The 7,769-nt window shown below is 69.1% G+C and carries 7 protein-coding genes; 3 read left to right on the top strand and 4 right to left on the bottom strand.

Annotation, left to right across the window (positions count from 1 at the left end; all coding sequences use genetic code 11):
- Positions 1-146 precede the first annotated feature (146 nt).
- On the top strand, positions 147-1,715 hold the full coding sequence (locus tag VIM19_07470) for a DUF2142 domain-containing protein (protein HEY5184726.1): 1,569 nt from the start codon (positions 147-149) through the stop codon (positions 1,713-1,715).
- Here the strand turns inward: VIM19_07470 and VIM19_07465 are convergent.
- The gene (locus VIM19_07465; protein ID HEY5184725.1) at positions 1,693-3,033 is read right to left on the bottom strand and encodes a hypothetical protein; all 1,341 of its coding nucleotides are present in this window, start codon (positions 3,031-3,033) and stop codon (positions 1,693-1,695) included. The two genes, VIM19_07470 and VIM19_07465, sit on opposite strands and share 23 nt — an antisense overlap.
- A gap of 233 nt (positions 3,034-3,266) precedes the next feature.
- Here VIM19_07465 and VIM19_07460 point away from each other — a divergent pair, with 233 nt between their 5' ends.
- Complete coding sequence (locus VIM19_07460; GenBank protein ID HEY5184724.1) at positions 3,267-4,754, top strand: DUF2142 domain-containing protein; 1,488 nt, start codon at positions 3,267-3,269, stop codon at positions 4,752-4,754.
- Between the two features lie 15 nt (positions 4,755-4,769).
- Positions 4,770-5,888, top strand: coding sequence for a DUF3048 domain-containing protein (locus tag VIM19_07455; GenBank protein HEY5184723.1), 1,119 nt, complete (start codon positions 4,770-4,772; stop codon positions 5,886-5,888).
- A gap of 34 nt (positions 5,889-5,922) precedes the next feature.
- Here the strand turns inward: VIM19_07455 and VIM19_07450 are convergent, their stop codons facing one another.
- The 3 genes from VIM19_07450 to VIM19_07440 form a co-directional block, all read right to left on the bottom strand.
- Complete coding sequence (locus VIM19_07450) at positions 5,923-6,873, bottom strand: GDP-L-fucose synthase (GenBank protein ID HEY5184722.1); 951 nt, start codon at positions 6,871-6,873, stop codon at positions 5,923-5,925.
- Positions 6,874-6,924: 51 nt separating this feature from the next.
- The gene (locus VIM19_07445; protein HEY5184721.1) at positions 6,925-7,338 is read right to left on the bottom strand and encodes a DUF2304 domain-containing protein; all 414 of its coding nucleotides are present in this window, start codon (positions 7,336-7,338) and stop codon (positions 6,925-6,927) included.
- The coding region (locus VIM19_07440; GenBank protein HEY5184720.1) for a glycosyltransferase family 2 protein at positions 7,335-7,769 on the bottom strand (435 nt) is incomplete at its 5' end. The genes VIM19_07440 and VIM19_07445, both read right to left, overlap by 4 nt.

The raw sequence follows: 7,769 nt of genomic DNA, 5'->3' as shown, positions 1-7,769 counted from the left end.
GAGGTCGTGAAGACGAAATGTCCGTGGCTGCGCAGCTTGAGGAAGGCGTCGAGGTCCATCGCGTACTTGAGGCTCTCGTCGAAGCAGCCGATGGCGCGCAGGGCGTCGAGCCGGACCATCGTGCCCGGGTGGGGGATGAGGGGCACGTGAGCACAGACACTGGTGAACGCGGCGGCAACCGCTCGCACGTGCTCCTCATGCTGTTCTTCGGGTCGTTGTCGCTCGTGTGGGTCTTCATCACTCCTATCGGCGCCGTCCCGGACGAGCCTGCGCACGTGTTCTACGCCGCAGGCGTGGTTCGAGGTCAGCTGGGAAGCGGGCCGTCGGGCCACGACCTGTTCATCCCGACCTCGGTGTTCACGAACGTGAGCGACTGCTACGCCACCCAGCCCTCGGTTCCGTTGTGGACCTGCACCATCCCGTGGGGCCCCGACACCATCATGAAGGCGACGTCGGCCGCCGCTCACTACCCGCCGCTGTACTACGCCCTGGTGGGCGCTCCGACGTTGCTGCCGTTCGGCCCCCCAGCCTGGTATCTCATGCGACTCCTCTCGGTCGCGCTGTCGTTGGTACTTGTCGGGCTGCCGTTGTGGCTGTTCCGTCATCGGCCCACGAACTGGCTCGTCGTCGGGACGCTGGCCGCGCTCGCACCGGTGTTCGTCTCCCTTGCGGCATCGGTCAACCCCAACGGCGCGGAGACTGCAGCGGCAGCAGGGATGTGCCTGTCAGCGGGTTTCCTCTTCGACTCCCTACGCCGCGGGAACCGTCGGGACACGACCCGGGCTGCGGCCTCGCTGGCGGCGACGTCGGCCTACCTCGCCCTGGCCCGCCCCGCGTCGTTCGTGGAGATGGTCGGCCTGGGAGTCGGTCTGGCCCTCCTCGCACCGCCCACGACGTGGGCAACGGTCAGGCGCCACTGGCGGCACTGTCTCGCCTGGGCACTCATCCCGGCAACCGCCTTGGCGGTGAGCCTCCTGTACACGCGTTGGGTCGGGGCTCCGGGCGGGGCCGCCACCACAGGTTCGGGCCAGCTGGCAGAGATCGGCACGAACGCGTGGGCGATGTCCGCGCTGCTGTGGTGGTACCTGGTGGAGACGTTCGGCATCCTGGGCTGGCGGGACTACTCGCTGCCAGGTTGGCTCGAGTACGCCGGCCTGACCGCGATGCTCACCCCTTTCGCCATCGGGCTCGTCGCCGGGCGATGGTGGCAGCGGCTCGGCCTCTGCGTCCTCGCGCTCGGGGCGCTCGTCGTGGGGCCGCTCGCGGTCGGGATGTTCGTCTTCGGAACCAGCTGGTCCGGCTACCAGGGGCGGTACGCACTTCCGCTCATCGTCGCACTCCCCATCGCCGGTGCGGCAGTGGCCCACCTCGCAGGGGTGACACCGCGACAGACAGGTCGAACCGCTGCAGCGGGCCTCGTCTGGCTGGTCGCGCTTCTGCACTTCTGGGGCTGGTGGATGACGGTGATCCGCTATGGAAGCGGCCTCCCGCTGTTCGATGACAAGACGAGTCAGGTGCGCGAGTTCCACTGGTACCACGGGTGGCTGCTGACGTCCGTCATCGCTGTGGGGGTCCTGCTGTCCGCGGCTTCGGCGTACGCCCTCTGGCGCTCGCTGCGCACGGAGCCCGGCTGGCCTCACGCTGCAGGTCAGGAAGTGCCGCTTCCCGGGCGTGCGAGCGAGGCCGACTTCGTCACGCCGCTAGCAAGGACCTGACGACCGCGACGCTGAGAAACGTCAGACACGCGGCCGCGAACCAACCGACGTAGCGGTTGCGGGTCGAGCCGACGCCCAGAGCGAAGAGAACCGCCGCCGTGCCCATGTAGTACCGGGGCTGCACCGGCGCCAGTCCGCTCTGTCGCCAGAGGGCGTAGGTGAGCACGATGGGCAGCGTGATGGCGACGATCAGTGCCAGCGGGGCGAATGACGTCGGCAGGCGACGGCGCGCCGGGAGCTCCACGGGTCCCTCGGGACCGGCGCGCAGGGTCTGGATCTGCAGGACCATGGCCCACGTGACGATGGCCAGAACGCCGACGTAGTTCTGCAGGTCGCCTCCGGCGAGCGGGCCCCAGACCAGCTGGTTGAACGGCCCGAGAACGCTCCAGAACGCCGTGCCAAGCACCCCCATGATCTGATCGGGCGGAGTGAGGATGGACGCGTTCATGTGATCAACGAGGCCCTGGCCACGCCAGAGCAGCTGGAACTTCTGGTTGGCCACGACGCCGACAAGAACGGCGGTGAAGGCGAGCGCGAGCCAACCGAGACGGACCAGCCGCTCCCGCCCGGCGAGACGGGACACCTGCGCGTAGGCGAAGAAGACGAAGATGAGGAACGCCCCGACGAGCGCGGTCTCCTTGAGCGTGATGGCGATCAGGGAGGCCAGGCACAGCACGAGGATCTGCCGCGATGGCTTCCAGCGGGATCTGCTCAGGGCCAGGGCGAGGACGGCGAGCCATGGAAGCACCGCGTGCACGGCTGCATCCGGGTTGAACGTGATCCCCTGGAGGAGCACAGAAGGGATGAGGCACAGCCCAATTCCCGACAGGATCGCGACGACCAGACCCTGCCCCAGCAGGAGGATGAGCACGGTGAAGCCGCTCGCCGCTGCCGACAGCCACACCAGGTTGGCGGTTCGGGCGCACGGCCTCGCCTGCCAGTTCGTCACTGCCTCACAGATCCGGTACGGGATCGCAGACAGGACGTAGTAGGTCGGCGTGTACCCGGTCGCCGTGCTCTGCCCGCCGAAGGGTGCAAGGCCGGGACTGAACGTCGGGCTTCCACACGGTTCGAGGGCAGCCCACGCGGCGCCGCGTGGGTCGTCGCAGGCCCAGATCGACAAGGCCTTCTGACCGTACGGCTCCAGTATCTGCGGGATGTGGCCGTCGGCGACCTTGAACAGGTAGTCCATGTGGGTCGCCTCATCGAACGGGGTCGCCGGCGCCTTCGAGATCCCCAGAAGTCCGACGCCGAAGACCACGACGAAGGAGGCAATACCGGCTATCACCAATCGCCGAGCGAAACTCAGTCGCCGCACGCCACTCTCCACGACTCCAGGGCCCAGCAGAACGCTGGAATCGGGAGCCTACTTGGTCCGCTGCGCCCGGGGGCTCAGACCCGCGCCCGAGACCGGACTCGGGCGACACCGTCGCTTCGACGCTGCCCTAGGATGTCGAGAACAGCTTTCGGAGGGGGCAATCGGTGGGTGCAGCGCCAGGCGTTGTGGCGCAGCGGAAGCCGACGCTCCTCCCGAGGGCGGCTCACACGCACATGCTCCTGGTGCTGTTCCTGGGTGCGATCGCGGTCACGTGGGCGGTACTCAACCCGCTTGGCGCCGTGCCGGACGAGCAGTGGCACACGGTCTACGCCGCGGCTGTCGTCCGCGGCCAGCTGGGCTCCGGCCCTGACGGCACCCAGGTGACGATCCCAGGACCTGTCTTCTCGGATCCCACGAGCTGCATCCGGTTCACACCCGAGAAGCCGCTGTGGCTCTGTCCGGGTATCCCGCCCGGTCCGGACACGACGATCACCATGGGTACCTCGGCGGCCGGTTACCCACCCCTCTACTACGCGATCGTCGGCCTGCCCACGTACCTGCCGTTCGGAAGCACTCCATGGTTGTTGATGAGGCTTCTCTCCGTGGCGCTCGGCATGTCTCTGATCGGCGTTCCGCTGCTGCTCTGCCGCCGGACCCCCATGCACTGGATCGTCGTCGGCTGCCTCGCCGCCTTCACTCCCATGGTGGCCTTCCTCGTCGCCTCGGTGAATCCCAATGGCGCTGAGATCGCAGCTGCGATAGGAACCTGCATCTCGGCGGTCGCCCTTGTCCGTGGGCTCACGGACCAGGATTCGACCGCGGCGAGGAGGGCCGCGGGTGCGCTCGCTGTGACTTCCGCCTATCTCATGCTGGCTCGGCCCTACTCGTTCGTCCAGGGCGTCGCGCTGCTCGCCTGCATCGCACTTGTCGTGCCGACGGCGGCGTGGCATCAGGCACGGGCCCTGCGTCGGATGCTGGCGGCCTGGGCATGCGTACCCGCGGTCGCCCTGGTCACCGGGGTCGCCTTCCAGGTGCTCAAGCACGGTACGTCGGGGGGTGCGTCTGCGTCCGGCTCGCGGATCCAGTCCGCCTGGGACATGTCCGCCCTCTTGTTCGACTACGTGCTCGAGACCGTCGGCATCTTCGGGTGGCGCGACTACTACCTGCCGCCATGGTTGATGTGGCTCGGCGTTGCAGCTGCGGTCAGCCTCGTCACCATCGGGATCGCTGCGGGGACACGGCGGCAACGATTCGGCCTGATCACGCTCGGGGTCGGCGCCACCACCGTCGCCCCGCTCCTGGGCGCGGTCTTCGTCTGGGGCACCGAGTGGAAGAACTACCAGGGCCGCTATGCGCTTCCGCTCCTGGTCGGCATCCCCCTCCTCGGCGCCGCGGTCGGGCACTTCCGATCGGTGCGGCCGGGAGAAGTGGGCCGGAGGTTGGCGCCGTTGGTCGTGTGGGCGTTGCTCCTCGAGAACGTCTGGGGTTGGTGCATGACCGTCATCCGGTACGGCACGGGTCTGCCGCTCTTCGTAGGGACGACACTGCAGCCTCGGGAGTTCCACTGGTTCCACTCGGTCCCGACCACCGTTGTCATCGCCGGCACCATCGTCGCTGCGCTCGCCCTCGGGGTACTCGTGGCACGATCGATCCGCCGCGACCCGGGCTGGCCGGTCGACGCGCGGCAGCCGTCCGGCGCGCCGGAGCACGTCGCGGCATAGTGCACGATTGACCACATGACGACGATCGCCGCCACCCATCGCCTGTTCGCCCGACGCGCCCGGATGGCGGGGGCGGTGGCCCTCTCGCTGGGGGTCGCCGCGTGCAGCTCCTCGTTCGGCGTGGCCTCGCCGCCGTCGCCCACACCGCCAGCTCCGGTGAACACCGTCGCGCCACCCGTGGCGACGACGAAGGGCATCGATCCGCTGACAGGGACTGCGGGAGAGATCGGCCCGGCGGTGGCGGTCAAGGTGGCCAACACCAAGGAGGCCTGGCCGCAGTCCGGCGTCAGCGCTGCAGACCAGGTGTGGGTCGAGGAGATCGAGGGTGGCCACTTGCGCCTGGTGGCGATCTACGCCAGCTCCTACCCCGCCAAGATCGGGCCTGTGCGCAGCGCGCGCGAGACAGACATCGGACTCGTCCCGCAGTTCGGCAAGCCCGGATTCGCCTACGCCGGGGCGGACACACCGGTGCTCGCCGACATCGCAAGGGCCGCCACGGACGGCCTGCTCGTCGACCTCGGGAAGGATGCGAAGGTCGGCGACACGGAAGTCCGCGGGCCGTCGTACAGCACTGATCAGGCCCGGTCGGCGCCCTACAACTTCTACGCGAACGGCATCGCCCTCGCCGGGTTCGCCTCCGTTGGTGGGGCACACCCCCCCGCCAGCGGCGGATTCGCCTTCGGCAAGGCCGCCGCGGGCTCCAGCCCCTGCACCAGGCTGACAGCCACCTGGGCCAAGCAGACCACGGGCGGCGCGCACTGGGACGCGGCGTCCAAGTCCTGGGTCTTGGAGTTCGACGACAAGGACCTCATCGATCGCGAGACGGGCAAGCCTCTCACCGCCACGAACGTCGTCGTTCTGCGCATGTACGACTCCCCCAGCACCAAGGACCGGTCCAACTACCAGGTGCCGGTGCTGGAGTCCTACGCCGGGGCGGGCGGCGACGCGATCCTGATGCGGGGTGGCAGGTGCACGACCGGCCACTGGTCGCGCCCCACCCAAACCTCACCGACCACACTCACGACGTCCGGCGGCGCGCCGCTGAGGCTGGCCCCGGGCCGCTCCTGGGTGTTCACGGTCGGCATCGGACCCTCGCTCTACGACGCGACCGAGCGGACCGCCACGACGTCCTGACCTGCGACGATGCCGGCGGGGCTGACTTTGCGCGCTAGCCGTCCAGGGTCATGCGTCGACCTCGGAAGTCCGCCACGGTCGACACGATGCCCTCGCGCAGGCCGATCGACGGGCTCCAGCCCAGCGCCTTGAGCCGGGACACGTCCAGGAGCTTGCGCGGGGTGCCATCGGGCATCGAGGTGTCCCAGACCGTCGCGCCCTCGTAGCCGACCACGTCGGCCACCAGCGCGGCCAGCTCCGAGATGGGGAGGTCCTCGCCGACACCGGCGTTGATCGTCTGAGACTCGTCGTAGTGCTCCAGCAGGTGCAGGGTCGCGACCGCGAGGTCGTCGACGTGCAGGAACTCACGACGTGGCGAGCCGGTCCCCCATAGCGTCACCGAACCGATGCCGTTCGCACGCGCCTCGTCGAAGCGTCGGATCAGCGCCGGCAGCACGTGCGAGGTGGCGAGGTCGTAGTTGTCGCCCGGACCGTAGAGGTTGGTCGGCATGGCCGAGATCCAGCGCCGGCCGTACTCGCGCCGGTAGGACTGCACGGCCGTGATCCCCGCAATCTTCGCGATGGCATAGGCCTCGTTCGTCGACTCGAGCGGCCCGGTCAGCAGTGAGTCCTCGTGGATGGGCTGCGGTGCCATCTTCGGGTAGATGCACGACGACCCGAGGAACAGCAGCCGGTCGACCCCGACCGAGTGCGCCGCCTCCATCACGTTGTTCTGGATGCGCAGGTTGTCGGTGAGGAACTCGACCGGGTAGGTGTCGTTGGCCTTGATGCCGCCGACCTTCGCGGCAGCGACCACGACGACGTCCGGCCGGTCGGCCTCGAACGCGGCGAAGGTGGCGTCACGGTCGCGGAGGTCGAGCTCGGACGAGGCGTGCCCGACCAGGTCCTGGAAGCCCTCGTGCTCGAGACGCCGCCAGATCGCGGAGCCCACGAGTCCTCGGTGGCCGGCGACGTAGACGCGGGCATCACGGTCGAGCGCAGTCACGGCAGGTCCACCTCGTCGTCATCGTCGGATCGGCTCGGGCAGGCGCCCAGTCTAGGACTCGCCGGCGTCGGTCCCCTCGGCCCTCGACGGGTCGGCGTGTGCAGTCGGCTCAGCGCGATCGGTACCCGTCTGCAGACGGCGCACGTCGTGGCGCAGCAGCGCCACCTCCTCCGCCAGCGTGCGCGTCTCGGCCTCCAGGGACGTGATCTCGACGCTGAACTGGATGCAGACGACGAGCAGGACGACACCGCCGAGCGCGAAGAGCAGGTTGAGCGGCGTCTGGACGCCAACCAACGACGCGAGCGCGAACAGCAGGTCCGGGAAGACCCCGATGACCACGACGACGAACGCGACGGCGATCCACGCAGTGGCGTACTTCTCCCGGAGTCGTCGGGTGCGCAGCAGCTGGACGATCGTGACGAGGACGACAACGACGAGGGCAAGGGCGAACCCGTAGCCGTTCACGAGACCGCCCGATCGTGGATCGAGACCTTGGGTCGCGTCAGCGCGATGACGAGGGCGACCGTGGCCCGGACCAGGAATATGAGCGACTTCAGCGGGTTGTGCGAGGCGTTGCCGGCAGCGCGGGGCCGCATCCGCACGCCCACCTGGGTCACCCGCAGGCCGGCCCGCGCGCCGATCACCAGCGACTCGATCGTGTCGCCGAGGTACTCCGCCGGGTAGTCGACCGCGTAGAGGCCGATGGCCCGTGGCCCGCACGCCTTGAACCCCGATGTCGCGTCCGTGAGCGTGGCGCCGGTGATGCGCGACAGCACGCGCGACATCAGCTTCATCGCCCAGCGACGGGGCCCGCGCACGTCGTAGTCGCCTCGACCGGCGAAGCGTGCCCCGATGACGACGTCGACATCGCCCCCGTCCATCGCGGCGAGCAGCCG

Source organism: Actinomycetes bacterium (assembly GCA_036510875.1).
GTDB lineage: Bacteria > Actinomycetota > Actinomycetes > Prado026 > Prado026 > DATCDE01.
Note: the sequence above shows the minus strand (reverse complement) of the source record. Positions and strands in the feature narration are given on the sequence as shown.